This window comes from Actinomadura hibisca NBRC 15177, from assembly GCF_001552635.1.
GTDB lineage: Bacteria > Actinomycetota > Actinomycetes > Streptosporangiales > Streptosporangiaceae > Spirillospora > Spirillospora hibisca.
In genome coordinates this window covers 24284-41319 of the sequence record NZ_BCRO01000091.1, presented here as the reverse complement: position 1 = coordinate 41319, position 17036 = coordinate 24284, and the positions used below count along the sequence as shown (strand labels likewise).

At 73.6% G+C, this 17036-nt stretch carries 16 protein-coding genes; 7 read left to right on the top strand and 9 right to left on the bottom strand.

Annotated features, from left to right (window positions below):
- Positions 1 to 96: 96 nt before the first annotated feature.
- The 4 genes from AH6_RS47160 to AH6_RS34295 form a co-directional block, all read right to left on the bottom strand.
- Complete coding sequence (locus AH6_RS47160; protein ID WP_373861849.1) at positions 97 to 648, bottom strand: Rv3235 family protein; 552 nt, start codon at positions 646 to 648, stop codon at positions 97 to 99.
- 167 nt (positions 649 to 815) lie between these two features.
- Entirely contained in the window at positions 816 to 2192 is a 1377-nt protein-coding gene (locus tag AH6_RS34305) for a PTS transporter subunit EIIC (protein WP_067488556.1), read from the bottom strand.
- A 16-nt stretch (positions 2193 to 2208) separates the two neighbouring features.
- Positions 2209 to 2949: a GntR family transcriptional regulator gene (locus AH6_RS34300; RefSeq protein ID WP_067488554.1), complete on the bottom strand. Its 741-nt coding sequence runs from the start codon at positions 2947 to 2949 to the stop codon at positions 2209 to 2211.
- A gap of 195 nt (positions 2950 to 3144) precedes the next feature.
- A complete protein-coding gene (locus AH6_RS34295) occupies positions 3145 to 4449 on the bottom strand; it encodes a PTS transporter subunit EIIC (protein WP_067488552.1) in 1305 nt (434 codons plus the stop codon).
- A 163-nt stretch (positions 4450 to 4612) separates the two neighbouring features.
- On the opposite strand from AH6_RS34295, the gene nagA reads away from it, so the two are divergent.
- From nagA to ptsP, 7 genes are read left to right on the top strand one after another with little or no spacing between them, the layout of a single operon-like run.
- Positions 4613 to 5761 (top strand): N-acetylglucosamine-6-phosphate deacetylase, encoded by a 1149-nt coding sequence (gene nagA, locus AH6_RS34290; RefSeq protein WP_067488551.1) that lies wholly within the window; start codon positions 4613 to 4615, stop codon positions 5759 to 5761.
- Positions 5762 to 5769: 8 nt separating this feature from the next.
- The gene (locus AH6_RS34285; RefSeq protein ID WP_245679591.1) at positions 5770 to 6816 is read left to right on the top strand and encodes an SIS domain-containing protein; all 1047 of its coding nucleotides are present in this window, start codon (positions 5770 to 5772) and stop codon (positions 6814 to 6816) included.
- 17 nt (positions 6817 to 6833) lie between these two features.
- Complete coding sequence (locus tag AH6_RS34280; protein WP_067488549.1) at positions 6834 to 7067, top strand: PTS sugar transporter subunit IIB; 234 nt, start codon at positions 6834 to 6836, stop codon at positions 7065 to 7067.
- Between the two features lie 12 nt (positions 7068 to 7079).
- Positions 7080 to 7529 (top strand): PTS sugar transporter subunit IIA, encoded by a 450-nt coding sequence (locus AH6_RS34275; RefSeq protein WP_067488545.1) that lies wholly within the window; start codon positions 7080 to 7082, stop codon positions 7527 to 7529.
- Between the two features lie 4 nt (positions 7530 to 7533).
- On the top strand, positions 7534 to 8202 hold the full coding sequence (locus tag AH6_RS34270) for an HAD family hydrolase (RefSeq protein WP_245679590.1): 669 nt from the start codon (positions 7534 to 7536) through the stop codon (positions 8200 to 8202).
- Between the two features lie 12 nt (positions 8203 to 8214).
- Positions 8215 to 8487, top strand: a complete 273-nt coding sequence (locus AH6_RS34265) for an HPr family phosphocarrier protein (protein WP_067488543.1) — start codon at positions 8215 to 8217, stop codon at positions 8485 to 8487.
- 1 nt (position 8488) lies between these two features.
- Positions 8489 to 10162, top strand: coding sequence for a phosphoenolpyruvate--protein phosphotransferase (gene ptsP / locus AH6_RS34260; protein ID WP_245679593.1), 1674 nt, complete (start codon positions 8489 to 8491; stop codon positions 10160 to 10162).
- Between the two features lie 52 nt (positions 10163 to 10214).
- Here the strand turns inward: ptsP and AH6_RS34255 are convergent, their stop codons facing one another.
- The 5 genes from AH6_RS34255 to AH6_RS46240 form a co-directional block, all read right to left on the bottom strand.
- Positions 10215 to 10817 carry a Uma2 family endonuclease gene (locus AH6_RS34255; protein ID WP_067488539.1) on the bottom strand — a complete coding sequence of 201 codons (603 nt, stop codon included), beginning with the start codon at positions 10815 to 10817 and terminating at the stop codon, positions 10215 to 10217.
- An 81-nt stretch (positions 10818 to 10898) separates the two neighbouring features.
- The gene (locus tag AH6_RS34250; protein WP_067488536.1) at positions 10899 to 11378 is read right to left on the bottom strand and encodes a hypothetical protein; all 480 of its coding nucleotides are present in this window, start codon (positions 11376 to 11378) and stop codon (positions 10899 to 10901) included.
- 56 nt (positions 11379 to 11434) lie between these two features.
- Positions 11435 to 13072 carry a glycoside hydrolase family 3 protein gene (locus AH6_RS34245; protein ID WP_067488535.1) on the bottom strand — a complete coding sequence of 546 codons (1638 nt, stop codon included), beginning with the start codon at positions 13070 to 13072 and terminating at the stop codon, positions 11435 to 11437.
- A gap of 25 nt (positions 13073 to 13097) precedes the next feature.
- Positions 13098 to 15197 (bottom strand): transglycosylase domain-containing protein, encoded by a 2100-nt coding sequence (locus AH6_RS34240; RefSeq protein ID WP_169807959.1) that lies wholly within the window; start codon positions 15195 to 15197, stop codon positions 13098 to 13100.
- Between the two features lie 488 nt (positions 15198 to 15685).
- Positions 15686 to 16957 (bottom strand): BadF/BadG/BcrA/BcrD ATPase family protein, encoded by a 1272-nt coding sequence (locus AH6_RS46240; RefSeq protein ID WP_245679589.1) that lies wholly within the window; start codon positions 16955 to 16957, stop codon positions 15686 to 15688.
- Positions 16958 to 17036 lie beyond the last annotated feature (79 nt).

Below are 17036 nucleotides of genomic sequence, written 5' to 3'. Positions count from 1 at the left end.
CCCCGGTGGCCGGGGTTGGCGTGATGGTGCAGCGCGCGGGGCTGGGGTGGATGGTCATGTGCACAAACCCGCGCGGGGCTGGGGTGGATGGTCTGGTCAGCCTGCCTGGCGGCTTGCCGACTTTGGCTTCGGCTTCGTCGGTCTTGTCGTCTCCACCGCCGTGCAGCGCCACTGGCCCCTGTGCCGCTCCAGACGGAACGCCAGTGCCTGGATGTGGCCCGCCAGGATCACCACCGCGTTTGCCTCCACCACGTCGGGGGCCGGTTCCTGTGCTCGGACGGATAGCACTCGCGGTGGGGCCACCTTTGCTCCCTTCGCCACCGCGATCTGGTGGGCCGCCACGCCCGATCTCACCTGCGGCAGCGCCCTCGTGTCCAGGTGGCGGGGGACTCGGACGCCCGCCAGCACCTCGATCACCAGGCGTGCCGTCGCCTCGGCCACGTCCTGCACGCTCGTCTCTGGTGGGTTGATCAGCCTCAGGCCGGGGACGGCGGGGCGCGGGGCCGGTTCCTGCTGTTTCGACGGTGGTGCGCCTCTTACTGGGCGTAGGTGGGTTCTCTCCGTCTTTGCCCTTCCCTGAGTGCTGTTGTGCGGCGTGTACGGCACTACTCGTACGGGCGGGCGCAGGGGCGGGTTGGTCGGTGGCATGGAAGCGGCCCTCCTCGGTGTCGTGAAGAAGGAGGGCTGCGGGGGAGCGCTGATACGTTCTGGCCGGATGCGGGCACCCGCGTAACGCGAACGCCGAGGTGGCAGAGCATCAGGGAATGCTCTGCCACCTCGGCGTTAGTGGCCCTGGGCTGGGTGGGCCTGAATTCTTACGCTGGCGAGTCCTGCGTTTCGGACTTGCGCTTCTTCTTCGGCTCCGACCCCGCCGCCACCTCCGGCGCCGCCGCCGGGTCCGCCGCGACCGAGTCCTCGCCCTCCGGCTCCCGTCCCGGCGTCGCGAAGTTGAACTTTTCGATCAGGAACTTGAACACGAAGAAGTACACCAGGAAGTACAGGACCCCCATCCCCAGGATCAGTGCCAGGCCCTTGGTGTTGTCCTTCGTCGCGTTCAGCGCCATGTCGATCAGGCCCGCCGAGAAGCCGAAGCCCAGCTGGGCCCCCGCCGCCTCCAGCACCGCCATCGAGATGCCCGTCAGCACCACGTGCACCCCGTACAGGACGGGCGCCACGAACATGAACGCGAACTCGATCGGCTCCGTCACGCCCGTCACGAACGCCGTCAGCGCCGCCGAGATCATGATGCCGCCGACGGCGGGGCGGCGGTGCGCCGGGGCCGCGCGCCACATCGCCAGCGCCGCGCCGGGCAGGCCGAACATCAGCACCGGGAAGTAGCCCGCCAGGAAGCCGCCCGCGTTCGGGTCGCCCGCCAGGTAGCGGTTGATCTCGCCGTGCACCACGCCGTCGGGGCCCTGGAAGTCGCCGAACACGAACCAGATCAGCGAGTTCGGGATGTGGTGCAGGCCGAACGGCAGCAGCAGGCGGTTGATCACGCCGTAGACGCCCGCGCCGGCCGCGCCCGCGCCGGTCACCCAGTTCCCGAAGTCGGCCAGCACGCCGCCGAGGAACGGCCACAGCAGGCCGATCACCACGCCCAGCACCAGCGCCGCCAGCGCCGTGATGATCGGCACGAACCGGCGGCCGCCGAAGAACGCCAGGTAGGTCGGCAACTTCACCCGGTAGAAGCGCTGGTAGAGCAGCGCGGCGACGACGCCGATCAGGATGCCGCCCAGCACGTCGGTCGGGTTCTTGGCGCCCCAGTCGATGACGGTGGCGGCCTTGCCGTCCGCCATCTTGTCGATCATGAAGCGGCCCTTGAGCTCGGCGCTGTCGCTGAGCGAGAACATGACCTTGGAGACGCGGTCGAAGACCAGGTAGCCGACCACGGCGGCCAGCGCGGTGGAGCCGTCGGCCTTCCTGGCGAAGCCGATCGCCACGCCGACCGCGAACAGCAGCGGCAGCGCGCTCAGCAGCGCGTTGCCCGCCTCGCCGACGACGCTGGCGACCTTGTCCCAGCCCAGCCCGTCGACGCCGAGCAGGTCGGGCTGGCCCAGGCGCAGCAGCAGGGCGGCGGCGGGCAGGACGGCGATCGGCAACATCAGGCTGCGGCCGATGCGTTGCAGGACGGCGAACGTGCTGGAGCCGCGCTTGGGCTTGGCCGTGCCGTCCGCTGCGACAGCGGTGCTCATCAGGGGGTTCCTCCTCTTAGGGGCGCGACGGGGGGTTTCCGAGGGCGGTGTGGATCTGGTAGCGGTCGGCCCGGTAGGTCGACACGCCCAGCTCCGCGCAGACGCCGTTGATGTAGGAGCGGCGCTGCAGCAGCAGCACGGCGCTGCTGCGGGGGATCTGGAGTCGCCGGGCCTCGGCGGCGTCGGCCAGCACGGCGTCGATGGTCTGGTCCCCGGCGTCGAAGACCAGCCCGTACACCGCCTCCAGCACCCCGTACAACGACCGGTCGGCCAGCCGCCGGTCCAGCAGGTCGGGGGCCAGCGAGGCCAGGATGTGCGCGCGCTCGACGGCCATCGGCTGGCCGTCGGCGGTGCGCAGCCGCTCGATGACGTGGATCGGGGTGTCGGGCTCGACGTCGAACAGCCGCGCCAGCCGCGCGTCCGCGGGGATCGTGCGCCGGTCCAGGTCCACCGCGCCGGGGCGCAGGCCGCGTGCCAGCATGTCCTCGGTGAACGAGATCAGCCGCAGCGGCATCTCCAGCTTGGGCCGCGCCACGAACGTGCCCTTGCCCGGGACGCGGTACAACCGCCCCTCGGTGACCAGCTGCTCCACCGCCTGCCGCACGGTCATGCGGGACAGCTCGTACCGCGCGCACAGCTCGCGCTCGGAGGGGATCAGCGCGTCCACCGGCAGCTCCGCGCTCTCGATCAGGTCGAGCAGGATCGCGCGGAGCTGGAAGTACTTGGGGACGGGGCTGTGCGGATCGATGGTCGTCACGGGGGGCGTCCTCGCCGGATCGACAGGTTCGTACTGGTCTAGGCCGGACTAGACCACATGCCGGAAAGGAGTGTCAATGCCCCGGCCGGTAACGGACCGGTCACGCATGATCGTGAATACGTGCAGGTCAGAGACGTGGAACGGCGGCGGACCTGAGGACGATCCCCAGGTCCGCCGCCGTGGTTCTGTCTGCGGTCAGAGGCCGTCCTTCGCCATGTCCGGCGGTTCCTGGTCCTCGGGCTCGCGGCCCGGCGTCGGCAGGTTCAGCCGCTTGATCACGAAGGTGAAGATGCCGAAGTAGAGCAGGAAGTACAACACCCCCATGCCGATGATCAGCCCCAGATGGCGGGTGTTGCTCTTGGTCGCGTTCAGCACCATGTCGATCAGCCCGGCCGAGAACGAGAAGCCGAGCTGGGCGTCGGCCGCCGCCAGCACGTACATCGAGATGCCGGTCAGCACCACGTGGATGCCGTACAGCAGCGGCGCCACGAACATGAACGAGAACTCGATCGGCTCGGTGACGCCGCACACGAACGCGGTCAGCGCCGCCGAGATCATCAGGCCGCCGACCGCGTCCCGCTTGTGCGGCGGCGCGGCCCGCCAGATCGCCAGCGCCGCGCCCGGCAGCCCGAACATCAGCACCGGGAAGAAGCCCGACAGGAACGTGCCCGCGTGCGGGTCCCCGGCCAGGTAGCGGTTGATCTCGCCGTGCACCGCGCCGTCCGGCCCGTCGTAGGTGCCGAACACGAACCAGATCAGCGAGTTCAGGATGTGGTGCAGGCCGAACGGCAGCAGCAGCCGGTTGGCGACGCCGTAGATGCCCGCGCCGACCGCGCCGAGCCCGGTCAGCCAGTCGCCGAACGAGTCGATCCACCCGCCGAGCAGCGGCCAGACCAGCCCGAACACCACGCCCAGCACCAGCGCCGCCACCGCGCTGATGATCGGCACGAACCGGCGGCCGCCGAAGAACGCCAGCCACGACGGCAGCTTGATCTTGTAGAAGCGCTGGTAGAGCAGGGCGACCATGATGCCGACGACGATCCCGCCCAGCACCTGGGTCGGGTTCTTGGCCCCGAGGTTCAGCACCTCCTTGGAGCTGTCGCCGTCCTGGACCATCTGCGTGACGCTCGCCTTCAGCTCCGAGCTGTGCTGGAAGAGCGTCTTGGACACGCGGTCGAACACCAGGTAGGCCACGATCGCGGCCAGCGCCGTCGAGCCGTCGGACTTCTTGGCGAACCCGATGGCGACGCCCACCGCGAACAGGATCGCCAGGTTGTCCAGCAGCGCGCCACCGGCCGCCGCGAACACCTCGGCGATCCGGTTCCAGCCCAGCCCGTCCTTGCCGAGCAGGTCGTCCTGGCCCAGCCGCAGCAGGATGCCGGCCGCGGGTAGGACCGCGATCGGCAACATCAGGCTGCGGCCGATGCGTTGCAGCACCGCGAACGTCGCTGACCACGCCCCGCGTGCTCCGCCGCCGGACGCGGCGGCCGTGGAACTCATGAGCGGACGACCTCCCCCGAGAGGGCCCCCGCCCGGACGACCGGGACCCGACATCTTCGCTCTTCCGGTTACCTGAGATATGGTGCGTACTGGTCTAGTCCGGACTAGACCAGTCGTCGGAGGCGACGACCAGTGGTTTCGGCGTCACGGAGCGTGCGCACCTATGGCAGCACTTCTGATCACCGCGAACAGCTTGATCACTTCCCCCGAGGGGGGTCCTACCCGCCTGGTGTCCCCGGGATTCGTCCGGGTCGAGAACGGTGTGATCACCGAGGTCGGCGAGGGCCGCCCGGACGATCCCGCCGACGTGCACCTGGCCGCGGGCATCCTCGCCCCGGGCCTGGTGGACCTCCAGGTCAACGGCTTCTACGGCTACGACATGGTGGACGCCGACGAGCGCGGCTGGCAGGCCGTCGTCACCCGGCTGCCCGAGACCGGCGTGACCGCGTTCCTGCCCACCTTCATCACCGCGCCCGTCGAGGTGCAGGCCACCGCGCTGACCCGCGCCAAGGGCCTGCTGCCGCGCCTGCCCGCCGGGTCCAAGGTGCTCGGCGTGCACCTGGAGGGCCCGTTCCTGTCGCCCCAGCGCAAGGGCGCCCACAACCAGGCGTTCCTCACCGACCCCGCGCCCGACGCGATCGCCACGCTGCTGGAGACCGGCCTGGTCAAGCTGGTGACGCTGGCCCCCGAGCGCGACGGCGCGCTGGACGCCGTCCGCGCCCTGACCGCCGCGGGCGTGCTGGTCAGCGTCGGCCACAGCGACGCCACCGCCGCGCAGACCGCCGCCGCGGCCGACGCCGGGGCCCGCATGGTCACCCACATCTTCAACGCCCAGTCCGGCGTGCACCACCGCGACCCCGGCGTCGCCGTCCAGGCGCTGATCGACGAGCGCCTGCACCCCGGCCTGATCGCCGACCTGCACCACGTCGCCCCGGAGGTCTGCCGCCTGGTGTTCCAGGCCGCGCCCGGCCGCGTCGTGCTGGTCACCGACGCCGCCGCCTCGGCCGGGATGCCCCCGGGCACCTACGAGCTGGGCGGCGAGCCGATCACCATGCCCGAGCAGGGCCCCCCGCTGCGCGCCGACGGCACCATCGCCGGTTCCGGGCTGCGGCTGGACGAGGCCGTCGGCAACGCGGTGTCCCTCGGCCTCGACCCGGTCGTCGCCATCGACGCCGCCACACGCGTGCCCGCCGACCTCGTCGGCCGATCCGACCTCGGCCGCGTCGCCCCCGGCGCCGCCGCCGATCTGGTCTGGCTCGACGACGATTACCGGGCGCGTACGACGTGGATCAACGGGCAGAAAGTCTTCTGAGGGGGATCATGAGCACCACCAGCCGCATGCGCGCCGAGATCGGCGAGCAGCCCGCCGCGCTGCGCGACACCGTCGACGGGCTGCTGCCGCGCGTGTCCGACATCGCGAAGCTCGCCGAGGGCACCCGCCAGGTGCTGTTCATCGCGCGCGGGTCGTCCGACAACGCCGCGGTGTACGGCCGCTACCTGGTCGAGTCGCACGCCGGGCGGCTCGCCACGCTGGCCGCGCCGTCGATCGCCACCACCTACAAGCGCGACCTCGACCTGTCGGGCGTGCTGGCGGTGGCGATCAGCCAGTCCGGCAAGACCGAGGAGATCGTGCAGACCATGGACTGGGCCGCCCGCTGCGGCGCCCGGACCGTCGCGGTCACCAACGGGGCGGGCTCGCCGCTGGCCGAGTCCGCCGAGGTCGCGCTGATCACCGAGGCGGGCGAGGAGCTGGCCGTCCCGGCGACCAAGACCTACACCACCCAGCTCGCCGCGCTCGCGGTGCTGGGCCTCGGCCTCGGCGCCGACGTGGACGCAGGCGACCTCGCGCGCGTGCCCGACGAGGTGGAACGGCTCATCGCCGCCACCGAGGCGTCGCCCGCGCTGCCCGAGATCGTCGCGGCGCTGGCGGAGGTGCCCGGCGCGGTCGTGTCCGGCCGCGGCATCGCCTTCGGCACCGCGCTGGAGCTGGCCCTGAAGATCAAGGAGGCGTGCTACCTGCACGCCATGGGCCTGTCCTACGCCGACCTGCTGCACGGCCCGATCGCGGTCGTGGACGCCGAGACGCCCGCGCTGCTGGTCGCGGCCAACGAGGGCCCGACGCTGCCGGGCACCGTCGCGCTCGCCAAGCGGGTGCGCGGCGCGGGCGCGGCGGCCTTCGGCCTCGGCGGCGGCGACGCCCTCGCCGAGGCCAGCACCGCCGCGCTGGCGGGGCCGGACCTGCCCGAATGGGTCGCGCCGCTGGGCCTGATCGTGCCCGGCCAGATCCTGGTCGAGAACCTGGCGCGCGCGCTGGGCCTGGACCCGGACGTGCCGCGCGGCCTGAACAAGGTCACCCAGACCGACTGAGACGAGGAGACACCGACATGGACAAGGCCGAGGCCATCGTCGCCGCCCTGGGCGGCGCCGACAACATCGTGGAGATCGAGCCGTGCGCCACCCGGCTGCGCACCGAGGTCTCCGACGCGGGGCTGGTGAACGAGGCGGGCCTGAAGGCCGCCGGCGCCTTCGGCGTCATGCGCAGCGGCACCGTGGTGCAGGTCGTGGTCGGTCCCGAGGCCGACACCATCGCCAGCGACATCGAGGACATCCTCGACTAGGGAGGCCGGTCAATGACCCGAGTACTGTCCCCGGTCGCCGGCCGCGCCGTCGGCCTGCCGGGCGTGCCCGACCCCGTGTTCGCCCAGGCCATGGTGGGTCCGGGCACCGCCGTCGACCCCGAGCGCAAGCCGGGCGAGGCGATCGCCCCGGTCTCCGGGAAGATCGTGAAGCTGCACCCGCACGCCTTCGTGGTGGTGGACGCCGAGGGGCACGGGGTGCTGGTGCACCTCGGCATCGACACCGTCCAGCTCAAGGGCGAGGGTTTCCGGCTGCTGGCCGGGGAGGGCGACGAGGTGACCGCCGGGCAGGCGCTGGTGGCCTGGGACCCCGCCGAGATCGAGGCGGGCGGCCGCTCGCCGATCTGCGCGGTCGTCGCCCTGGACGCCGGGGCCGACGCGCTGTCGCAGGTCGTGGACAGCGGCGAGGTCGCCAAGGGCACCGAACTCTTCCAGTGGAACTGAGCCGTTGACCGAGCTGAGCATCGCCGGAGTGGCGTTCGACCTGGACGGCACGCTGATCGACACCGAGCCGCGCAACCGCGTGATGTGGTCGCGGCTGTTCGACGCGCACGGCGCCCCCTACGACGAGGCGCTGATCGCGTCGTTCGCGGGGCGCCGGGGCCGCGAGGCGCTGGCCGACCTGATCCACCTGTTCCCCGGCCGCGGCGTCGAGGAGCTGTTCCTGCAGGCCGTCTCCTACGAGAACGACCCGGACCTGCCCGCCGTCCGGCCCGTGCCGGGCGCGGTCGAGCTGGTCCGGGCGCTGCACGGGGCGGGCGTCCCGGTCGCGGTGGTGACGTCCGGGATGCGCGGGTACGCCACCGGGCTGCTGGACGCCCTGGGCGTGCGCGACCTGCTGGAACTGGTGGTGACCGCCGATGACGTGACCGTCGGCAAGCCCCACCCCGAGGGTTTCCTGGCCGCCGCGCGCGGCCTCGACCTGCCGCCGGGGCGCATGGTCGCGTTCGAGGACGCGCCCGCCGGGGTGGCCGCGGTCAAGGCCGCGGGTATGACGTGCGTGGCGGTGACCACCACCCAGCCGCCGGACGCGCTGGCCGCCGCCGACCGCGTGGTGGCCGACCTGTTGGAAATAGCCGTACTGCCCGGCCCCGCGCTGCGGGTGCCCGGGAGCTGACGAGGAGTTGCCGTGACCGAGCGTAATGTCAAGATCGAGTCCAAGGTGGGGCTGCACGCCCGCCCGGCCGCGCTGTTCGTGCAGACCGCGGCCAAGGCCCCGATGGAGGTGACCGTCGCCAAGCAGGGCAAGGACCCGGTCAACGCCAAGAGCATCCTGGCGGTGCTGGGCCTGGACGCGCGGCACGGCGAGCAGGTGACGCTGGCCGCCGAGGGCGACGGCGCCGACGAGGTGCTGGACCAGTTGCAGGACATCCTGGCGCAGCCGGAGCCCTCCGGTGCCTGAGGTGCTGACCGGCGCCGGGGTGAGCCCCGGCGTCGGTCACGGCCCGGTGCGCGGCATCGCGGGCGCGGTGCCCGAGCCGCCGGAAGGCGACCGGCACGACGGTGACGCCGCAGCGGCTTTGGCCACGGCGAACGCCGCGCTGGAGGCCGTGGCCGCCGATTTGGAGGAACGCGGCGAGCGCTCCGCCGCCGCTGGCAACACCGAGGGCCGCGACGTGCTGAACGCGCAGGCCCTCATGGCGCGCGACCCCGGCCTGGCCGAGGGTGCCGCCGAGCGGATCGCGAAGGGGACGGCCCCGGCCCGCGCGGTGTTCGAGGCGTTCGCCGTCTACCGCGAGATGCTCGCCGGGGCGGGGGAGTACCTGGCGGCCCGCGTCACCGACCTGGACGACATCCGCGACCGCGCCGTCGCGCGGCTGCTGGGCCTGCCGGTGCCGGGCGTGCCCGAGTCCGACGTGCCGTTCGTGCTGGTCGCGCGCGACCTGGCCCCGGCCGACACCGCCGTGCTGGACCCGGCGCAGGTCGTGGCGTTCGTGACCGAGGAGGGCGGCCCGACCAGCCACACCGCGATCCTGGCCCGCACGATGGGCGTCCCGGCCGTGGTGGCGCTGCCCGGCGCGACCGGCCTCGCCGACGGCACGATGGTGCTGGTGGACGGCGCGGCGGGCACCGTGCGGGTGGACCCGTCCGACGCCGAGGTGGCCGAGGCCCGCGAGGCCGCCGACGCCCGCGCGTCCGCGCTGGCGGACGCGACCGGCCCCGGCGCGACCAAGGACGGCCACGCCGTCCCGCTGCTGGCCAACATCGGCGGCCCCAAAGACCTGGACGCCGCGCTGGCCAACGGCGCGGAAGGCGTCGGCCTGTACCGCACCGAGTTCCTGTTCCTGGACCGCTCGACGCCGCCCGACGACGCCGAGCAGGAGGACGCCTACCGCCGCGTGCTGGCGGCGTTCCCCGAGGGCCGCGTGGTGGTGCGGGCCCTGGACGCGGGCGCGGACAAGCCGCTGGCGTTCCTGCCGCCGCCCGGGGAGGAGCCCAACCCGGCGCTCGGCGAGCGCGGCCTGCGGATGCTCCGCCGCCACGAGGACGTGCTGACGGCCCAGCTCACGACGCTGGCGCGCGCCGCGTCGGGCCAGAGCGCCAAGCTCCAGGTCATGGCCCCGATGGTGACCGACGCCGAGGAGGCGGCCTACTTCGCCGCCGCCTGCCGCGCGGCGGGTATCGAGCACCCCGGCGTCATGATCGAGGTCCCGGCGGCGGCGCTGCGCGCCCGCGACCTGACACCCGAGATCGAGTTCTTCAGCCTGGGCACCAACGACCTGACCCAGTACACCTGCGCCGCCGACCGCCAGATCGGCGGCCTGGCCCGTCTCCAGGACCCGTGGCAGCCCGCCGTGCTGGACCTGGTGGCGCTGGCGGCGGACGCGGGCGTGCCGTGCGGCGTCTGCGGCGAGGCGGCCGGAGACCCGGCGCTGGCGTGCGTGCTGGTGGGCCTCGGCGTGACGTCGTTGTCGATGAGCGCCCCGTCGTTGCCCCTGGTCCGCGCGGCCCTCGCCCACCACACGCTGGCCGAGTGCCGCACGGCGGCCCTGGCGGCCCGCGAGGCCCGCTCGGCGACCGAGGCCCGCGACGCGGCCCGAGCGACCCTGCCCGCCCTGGCGGAACTGGGCCTGTAGAACCCGCGGAGGCGAGGCCACCCGGTGTAGGGGTGACCTCGCCTCCGTGTTCTCAGGCCCGGTCGAGGTCGGCGAACGTCGCGGAGAAGGCGACCGGCTCGGTGAGCGTCAGCTCGCCCTCGTGCACGGCCACGAGCTGGTAACCCGCCTTCGACCAGTCGAGCCGGTACTCGCGCACGAACTTGACGTACAGTTCGTCGTCCAAGGTCACCACCAGGTAGACCGGGATCTGCTCCTTGGCGTACTCGGCGACCTTCTGCACGGTGTCGGCCTGCTCGCTGCCGGGCGACACGACCTCGACGACGATCAGCGCGTCGCGGCTGGTCAGATCGCTGCCGCGCGCCAGGCAGCGGTGCACGGTGACATCGGGGCGGCGGAAGGAGAGCCAGTCGCCGTCGGAGTTGCGATGGAACTTCCGGTAGTGCATGTCCACTTCGGTGCTGACCGCGATGCAGGGGGCGTCCGGGCGGGCCCGTTCGATCGCCTCGGCCAGGCGGCGCGCGACCCGGGAATGCTCCACGCTGCCCGAGTGCAGGAAGACCACGTGATTGTCCACGACCTCGATGGACCGGCGGACATGATCGGGCAGCTCCGCGTACTGCGCGGCCGTCAGCAGCAGGGACTTGGGATCGGTCGCCCAGGCAGGCATGGACATCGGTGTGCTCCTCGCTTCGCCGGGACCCACGCTACCGGCGGTCGTGCACACGGTGGCGATGGAACGCGCAGGTGGCGAGGGTCAGGAGACCAGGAGCCAGTGGGGGCCGGATTTGTGCAGGGTGAAGCGGGCGGCCAGGACGCCGCCGGGGCGGGCCGGTTCCGCCTTCCACTTCAGGTCCTCGAACTGCACGCTGTACTCGCCTGGGCCCGCGCCCGGTTCGGCGGTCGGGACGGTCACCGTGCGCAGCGCCGCCAGGTCCTTCGGGCGCAGTTTGCGGCGGGCCTGGGGGAGGCCGGGGCGGCAGCCGCCCGGTTTGCCGTAGACGGCGCGTTCGTAGGCCGGAGTCGTCAGGCCGCACACCTTCGCATCGCCCGCCGCCAGGCCCCGCAGGTACTTGGTCAGGGCCGTGCGGGCGGCGGCGGTCTGCTTCGGCGGCAGCGCCGTGCGCGCGCTGGGGCGGGGTGGGGTCCCGGCGGCGGGTTTGGCCGGTGCGGGGTCGCCGCTGCACGCGGCGGCGGGCAGGGCGAGGGCCACGACGAGGAGCAGGCGCAGGCGCACGGAACCTCCCGGAAGGTAAGCGCGCGCTGATCCTGCCAGTCCCGCTGCCGGGCCGTCTACCGGTAGGTGAGGCCCGTGCCGATCGGGGCGCCCGCCGCGACGGGGAGCTTGCCGGTGGGCTTGACCTGCCCGGACAGGACGCGGCCCAGCGCCTTCACCGCGACGGCGGCGGAGGAGTAGGTCGCCAGCGCCGCGTCGGCCCCGCCCGCCCGGTCCAGGTCGTAGGGGCGGCCCAGCGCGGCGACCACGACGGGCTTGCTGCCGGCCGCCCGGATGCGGGCCGACGGGTCGGAGTTCAGCGTGGTCAGGACCGTCACGTCGGCGGAGCCGGGAGAGGCGGCGACGTTCACGCCCGCGCTGCGCAGCGCCGCCGCGAGGGTGTCGCTGCGGGGGCCGGACACGTAGACGCGCTTGCCCTTCAGCGGCAGCACGTTCTCCTTGTTGCGGACCAGCGTCACCGCGTGCTCGGCGACCCGCCGCGCGACGGCCTTGTTGGCGGCCGACCCGATGATCTCGTCGGCGCGCGCCGGGTCGGCCTGCGCGTTCTGGAACAGCCCGCGCTTCTCCTTCAACCGCAGGATGCGCCCGACGGCCTCGTCCAGCCGCTTCTTGGAGATCTTGCCGCTGCGCACCGCCTTCAGCACCGCCGCGTGCGCGCGGGGCAGGCTCGGCGGCATCAGCAGCTGGTCGGCCCCGGCGTTGATCGCCCGGACCGGGGTGGCCGCGTCGCCGTACTTGCGGCGCGCGCCCTCCATCTGGAGCGAGTCGGTGACGATCACGCCCTGGAAGCCCAGCTTCTGCCGCAACAACCCGGTCAGCACCGTGCGCGACAACGTCGAGGGATCGCCCGAGTCGTCCAGCTTCGGCACCACGATGTGCGCCGACATGATCGCGTCCACGTCGGCGGCGACCGCGGCCCGGAACGGCGGCGCGTCCAGCCGCTCCCACTGCTCGCGGGTGTGCTTGATCACAGGGAGGCCGGTATGGCTGTCGGTCGCGGTGTCGCCGTGCCCGGGGAAGTGCTTGGCCGTCGCGGCGACCCCGGCCGACTGGTAGCCGCCGATCGCCGCGGCCAGCAGCGTGGACACCAGCTTGGGGTCCGACGAGAACGAGCGGATGCCGATCACCGGGTTGGCCGGGTTGACGTTGACGTCGGCGACCGGCGCGTAGTCCTGGTTGATGCCCACCGCGCGCAGCTCGGCGGCGGTGACACGGGCCGCGTCGCGGGCGTCGGCGGTGCTGCGCGTCGCGCCCAGCGCCATGTTGCCGGGGAAGCGGGTGATGAACGGCGTGCGCGTCACCAGGCCCTGCTCCTCGTCCACCCCCAGCAGCAGCGGCACCTTCGCGGCCTTCTGCAACCGGTTGGACAGCGTGGCGGTCGCGCGCGGCGAGGTCAGGTTGCCGGGGAAGTAGATGAAGCCGCCCACGTGGTACTTCTCGATCATCGCCTTGGCGTCGGCGGCGTCGGAGAAGGTCGGCACGAACAGCTGCCCGACCTTCTCGGGCAGGCTCATGCCGGCGACGAACTCCGGGATCCACGCGCCCGGCGGCGGCGTGGTGGGGGTGGCGGACGGCTCCGCCGAGTCCGAGGCCGCGCCCGGGGCCGCCGGCCGGGGCTCCTCGCTGCAGGCGGCCAGGGGCAGCGCGAGGAGCGCCGCGGCGGTGGCGGCCAGGGCGGGTGACGCGCGACGCACGGGACCAGGCCCCCCGACATGGTCGTTACTCGTTCGTGATCCGACCTCGCGACGTTAGCCGGTCCTTGGCGCGCTGTCGAGCCGACTCGGTCGACTCCGGCTCGGGGCCCGGGGACGGGGCCGGGGTCGCGGGCGGCACCAGGTCGCGGGTCGTCCCGGCGAACGCCGGTTCGGGGAAGTCCTCGGCCGCCGTCCCCGCCGTCGCCTTCGCCATGAACGCCCGCCAGATCTTCGCCGGGACGTCCTCGCCCGACACGACGCCGCGATGGCCGGGCAGGTCCCGCAACGTCTTGGCGCGCGCGTCCGACATCACCACCGCCGCCGACAACCGCGGGACGTACCCGACGAACCAGGCGTCGCGGTTGCGGTCGGAGGTGCCGGTCTTGCCCGCCGCCTGCCGGTCGGCCAGCGCGGCCCGCCGCCCGGTGCCCGCGACCACCGTGCTGCGCAGCGCGTAGGTCACCTGGGCGGCCTGCTCGCGGGTGAGCACCCGGCGGCCGGGCCGCCTCCAGGGCAGGGGCACCTCGCGGCCCTGCGCGTCCACGACCTTGGTGACCAGGTGCGGGGTGACGGCGGTGCCGCCGTTGGCGAACGCCGCGTACCCGGCGGCCTGCACCGACGCCGAGACGTCCGCGACGCCGAGCGCCACCCCGGCCTGCCCCTTGAACGGCTTCAGCGCCGCCGCCGGGACGCCGAGGTCGGCGGCGGCGCGGATCACGTTGTCGACCCCCGCCTCGAACGCCAGCTTCACGAACCCGGTGTTAACCGACAGCGCGGTGGCCCGGACCAGGTCCACCGCGCCCAGCGAGCCGATCTTCTCGTCGTTGTCGACCCGGTAGCCGGGCGCGGTCATCGGGGTGGTCTCGCCGTTGGGCGCGAACTTCACCGGCGACTTGCCGCTGACGCGCGTGCGCACCGTCATGCCCTTGCGCAGCGCCGCCGCCAGCACGTACGGCTTGAACGTCGAGGCGGCCTGCGCGATCGGCCGGAACACGGTGTCGATCTGGTTGCGCTTCGGGTCGCCCGCGTAGAACGCGCGGACCGCCCCGTCGGCCGGGTCCACCGCGACGAGCCCGGCCTGCACGTCCCGGTGCCAGCGCGGCTCGCTCGCCGCCCGCATGGCCTGCTCGGCGTAGGCCATCCAGCGCTGGTCGAGCCCGGTGTAGATCTTCAGGCGGCCGTTGACGACGCTCTGCTCGGGGATCCCGGCGTCGCGCAGCTCCTCCAGCACCCGCTGCCGGACCAGCGGCGACTGCCCTGACAGCAGCACGCCGCGCCACTCCTTGCGCGTCGTCGGGAAGCGGAGCCGCCCGGCGTCGGCGCGCGTCAGCCGTCCCATGCCGACCATCCCGTCGATGACGTACCGCCAGCGGGCCCGCAACGCGCGGGCGGGCGCGGAGTCGCCGCGCGTCACGAAGTAGGCCGGGAGCTGGATCATCGCCGCCAGCAGAGCGCCCTCGGCGACCGTGAGCTGCTGCACGTCCTTGTCGAAGTAGGCGCGGGCGGCGGCCTGCACGCCGAAGGTCTGGCGGCCGAAGTAGATCGTGTTGAGGTAGAGGTCGAGGATGGCGTCCTTGCTCTTGGCCCGGTCGAGCTTCAGCGCGATGAAGATCTCCTTGGCCTTGCGGTCGAGGGTGCGGTCGCGGCTCAGCCCCTTGTAGTAGTTGCGGGCGAGCTGCTGGGTGATGGTGGAGCCGCCCTGCGCGCCGCCGCCGGAGGCGGTGCTCCACAGGGCGCGGACGGTGCCGACGGGGGAGACGCCGTGCCCCTGGTAGAAGCCACGATCCTCGGCGGCGATGACGGCCCAGCGCACGTGGTCGGGGATGTCGCCGTGCCGGACGGCCTGCCGGTTGGCGCCCAGCCGCAGGATCGGGGTGCGGCCGTCGCCGTAGTAGACGGTCGACCCCTCGTCGGTGACCCCGGCCTGGGGCTCGGTCGGGGTGGGGGTCCGCTGGTAGACGACCACGAGCGTCCCGGCGACCAGCAGGACCAGGGCGGCGGACGCGCCCAGCACGACGCGCACGACGCGACGCGAGGGGCGCAGGGACCTGAGGCGGCGGGCGACGGCGCGTGCCAGCCGGGCGACGGCGCGCAGGCGGGAACGAGCAGGGGGGAGCGCGTGCAAGACGACCTCGTTCGGTGTGGGTGTACAGAACGTGACCGCCGCCCGTGCGCCGGGACGTGCCGAAGCCACACCGGCCCTGCTGAAGGGCGGAAAGGGGCGTTCGGCCGTTCACCCCTCGGAAGGGGGACAGGCGAGACGGACGGCGCTGCGCGTATCGCAGCCGGTTCGGTACAGGCCACATCCGTGGCTGGCGGATTCCCCCGGAGCCGCCCCTGACGGGCACGGCCGGGGAAAGGTCGTTTCCACCGTTGATCACAGCTTAATCACAACGGTCCGCCCACCCGCAACCGGAACCGGGAGAATCCCGGACCTCTTCCGCCCCACGGCAGGGCCCGGCAGGGCGGAGCAGGACGCTGCGGGGCACGGCAGGGTGTGGCAGGGCAGAGCGCGAGGGGTACGGCAAGGCACGGCAAGGCATGGCAAGGCGCGACGGGGCGCGGCAGGGCGTGGCGGCGTGAGGCGTGGCGTTGCAGCGGGGCGGGGCCGGGTCAGCCGGGGAGCGGGTGGCCCAGGCGGCGCAACGCCAGGCCCGCCGCGCCGATCGCGCCATCGCCCGCGCGGCGCGGGGCCGCCGCGAAGCGGTCGCGCAGGCCCTCGCGCACCGCGTCGGCCACCGGACCGTTGCGCAGCACCGAGCCGTGCATCACCACCGGCGCGGCCGGGTCCGCCAGCGCCGGGCGCACCGCGTCCACGTCGCGCAGCAGCCACTCGGCGGCCTCCTCGGTGATCCGCCGGGCCACCGGGTCGCCCGCCGCCGCCGCGGCCGCCACCACCGGGCCGAGTCTGCCCAGGGCCGCCGGCGGGCGGCCGTAGACCTCCTTGATGATCGCCTGCGCGAGCTGGGGGTTGGGCGGGGACTCGGCGAACGCCTGCGGCTCGGGCGGGCGCGGCGCGTCCTGCACCAGCATCGCGGTGCTCGCGCCCGCCGCCAGCGCAGGGCCGGGGCCGTGCGGGGACGGCGCGGCGACGCCCAGCGGCGAGGCTCCGGGGCCGAGCGGGGCGGCCCCGGCGCCCAGGCCGGACGCGCCGCCGTTGTGGCCGCCACCGGCATGCCCGCCGTTGTGCCCACCACCGTGACCGCCGCCATGGCCGCCACCGTGCCCGCCACCGTGGCAGCCGCCGTCCAGCGGCGCCGCCCCGGCCATCGCCAGCGTGCGGCGCTGCCGGGGGCGGGGCCGCCGGGCCGCGTCCAGCTCGGCGACCACCGCCGCGCCGAGCAGCGCGCGCGGCACCGACTCGGTCAGCGCGGTCGGGCGGCTGCGGCCGTCCAGCGCCGCCAGCGCGGCGCGCACCGCCTCGCGGCCCAGCCACACCGCCGAGCCCTCGTCGCCGACCAGCCAGCCGTAGCCGTCGGCGCGCTGCACGATCGCGCCGTCGTTGATCACGGCCGCGCCCGCACCGGTGCCGGAGAACACCACGATGCCCTTGGGCGAGCTGGTCCCGGCGGCGAACGCCACGGCGATGTCGGTCACCACCGCGGGCGAGCCGCGCAGCCCGACCGCGTGCCAGGCCCGCCGGGCGGCGGCGACGGCGGCGGGCCGGCCGGCCGAGCCGGCCCCGGCGATGCCGAACACGCCGGCGATCACCAGGGACCGGTCCACCTCGCCGAGCGCCTCCCGCAGGGCCGTGGTGAGCGCCCCCGCGGTGTCGCCCCCGGAGTTGGGGTTGGCTCCGGGACCGGTGCCGGCACCGGCCAGGGCTCCCCCGAGCGTTAGTACGACACAGCGGGTCTTCGTGCCACCCGCGTCTATGCCGATCACGAAAGGACCGGCCAAATGGGTCAACACATGGCGACCGTAGCCTTTTCTACCGTTGACGTGACATCGCGCAAGTAAGAAA